The following is a 2254-nucleotide window of genomic DNA, read 5'->3' on the forward strand; positions in this document are numbered from 1 at the left end:
CCGACGCCGGGATGGATGTAGTAGAACACGGTCAGCACGGCGCCCGCGAGGCCGACAAGCGCCGCACCGAGCCCCCAGCCGAGGGCGAAGATCCGGTTGCGGTCGATGCCGACCAGAGCGACGGCACCCTGATCCTCGCGCGTCGCTTCCAGGGCCCGGCCGAAATCGGTCCGCGTCATCAGGAGGAACAGGCCGCCGAAGGCCGCCAGCGAGACGAGAGCTCCGAACACCTGCGGCCAGGGCAGGTAGACGCCACCGAGGTCAAGGGTCTTCCCTCCGAGCCAGGACACCTGGAGGCTGCGGTAGTCCGGGGTGAACAGGTACTGCGCAACGCCCTGGAGCAGGATCGCCAAGCCGAAGGTCGCGAAGATCTGCACCATGCCCTGGTTGGCCTTGGCCCGCATCGCGAAGCGGACCACGCCGAAGTAGACGGTGCCGCCGAGGACGAACATCAGCGCGGCGACGAGCGGCATCAGCACGATCGGATCCAGACCGGACACGACAACGAGCCCGAAGGTCGCGTACATCGCCAGCATCAGGAATTCGCCGTGGGCGAAATTGACCACATCCATCAGGCCGAAGATCAGCGACAGGCCGACCGCGACGAGGCCGTAGATCAGCCCGGTGAGTAACCCGCTCGCCAGCACCTGCACGAGGGCTTGCATCGTCATCGGCATAATCCCGTGCAGGTCCGAGGAAGAGGTGATCGAGGGCTGATCGGGCTCACGCGAGGGCAATCGCTCCGCGCGCGGGGTGCGACGAGTATCCGCCGAGCGCGACCGATCCGGTCAGGCGTTCATGGGCCAAATTGCCGGGGCGACGGCGGCGGATTCGGGGAACACCGTCACGAACTTGGTGCCGACGTACTGGATCAGGACCGGCGTCGCGTCTGGGTTCTGTCCGCCCGCGTCGAAAACTACCTTCTTCCAGGGCATGATTGTGCGCGTGCCGGGAATGTCGGTCGCGGCGAGCGCCGCGCGCAGCTTGGCACCGTCAGTGGAACCGGCCCGGTTGAGAGCATCCGCGAGCACCAGCATCGCCGTGAACTGGCGCGAGGTGTTGTCGTTCAGGTCTCGATCGGCGCGCTTCCTGAACATCTCGTTGACGATGCCGACCGCGGGGCGCTTGGCAGCGAGGTCGAGGGAGAAGCTCGCGCGCGAGATCAAGCCCTGGAGCTTGTCGCCGACCGCGTCGTACACGGATTTCTCGGAGAATCCCGCCGCCTGGGCGATGATGGCCTTCGGCTTGTAGCCGAGTTCGCCCATCGTCTTTGTGAGCAGGATGGCGTCGTTGGTGTAGCAGGTCGGCAGCAGCACGTCGGCGCCCGCGGACTTGAGCGCCTGCACCTCGGCGGTCAGCGAGGGCGAATTGCTCTTGTACTTCACGTCCGCGGCGATCTTGTAGCCGCGCTCGTTCGCGAGCTTACGCTGCACGTTGGAAGAGTCGATGCCGTAGATCGTGTCCTCGTAGAACAGGGAAATCGAGTCGATCATCTTGCCCTGCTTGCGCAGGCCGTCCGTGAGATCGAACATTGCCGCCGAGAACATCTCGTCGTTGGCGGCCGGTCGGAAGAAGTATTTCAGGTTCCGGCGGCTCAGACTCGGCGAGGAAGAATCGGCACAGACGAAGGGCACGCCGTAGCGCTCGCACACCGCGCTTACGGTGGCCGAGACGCTGGACTGGTAGGCGCCCACGATCGCGATGACCTTGTCCTGGGTGATCAGGCGCTCCGCCTCGGCGCGGCCCTTCTGCGGGTCGCCCTGGTGGTCGGCGATGACGAGGCGGATCTTGGCGCCGCCGAGCCCCTCGAGGCCGGCGCCTTTGGCGGCGGGCAGGTCGAGGTCGTGGCTCTCGTTGATCACGTCGAGCGCCGTCTCGAAGGCGCGACGGGCATCGACGCCGTTCTGGGCGCTGGCGCCGGACAGGGCGTACAGCACGCCGACCACCACCTCGTCGGCGGCCGTCGCGCGCTGGGACTTGAGGCCCGCGAGCGCTAGGGCGCCAGCGGCCAGAATTTCGCGACGACGCAGCATGGGGCGTTCTCCAAAAGGGACGGGCGCCGGAATGCGGGATTCACGCCATCGCGAATTCGGCGTTGAGCCGGTCGGTGATGAGCATGCAGCCCGGCGCGTGGGTGATCGCGAAATCCGGGCGGGCCGACGCGATCACCGATTGGGGGGTGACGCCGCAGGCCCAGAACACCGGGATCTCGTCGTCGCCGATCCGCACCGAGTCGCCGTAATCGGGGGCGCCG

The 2254-nt window shown here is 66.9% G+C and carries 3 protein-coding genes; all 3 read right to left on the reverse strand.

Going from position 1 to position 2254, the window contains the following annotated elements; genetic code table 11:
* Positions 1 to 671 (reverse strand): branched-chain amino acid ABC transporter permease (locus MKK75_RS17695; RefSeq protein WP_244043848.1); only part of this gene is annotated, 671 nt, incomplete at its 3' end.
* A gap of 117 nt (positions 672 to 788) precedes the next feature.
* The gene (locus tag MKK75_RS17700) at positions 789 to 2033 is read right to left on the reverse strand and encodes an ABC transporter substrate-binding protein (protein ID WP_244043849.1); all 1245 of its coding nucleotides are present in this window, start codon (positions 2031 to 2033) and stop codon (positions 789 to 791) included.
* A 40-nt stretch (positions 2034 to 2073) separates the two neighbouring features.
* Positions 2074 to 2254, reverse strand: a 181-nt coding sequence (locus MKK75_RS17705; RefSeq protein WP_244043850.1) for a D-glutamate cyclase family protein, incomplete at its 5' end; no start/stop codon positions are given.

It is taken from the genome of Methylobacterium sp. J-030 (assembly GCF_022829545.1).
Classification (GTDB): Bacteria; Pseudomonadota; Alphaproteobacteria; order Rhizobiales; family Beijerinckiaceae; genus Methylobacterium.

Excerpts from the sequence above, each read along its gene's own strand:
- MKK75_RS17700 (WP_244043849.1), bottom strand. The coding sequence starts at position 2,033 with ATGCTGCGTCGTCGCGAAATTCTGGCCGCTGGCGCCCTAGCGCTCGCG.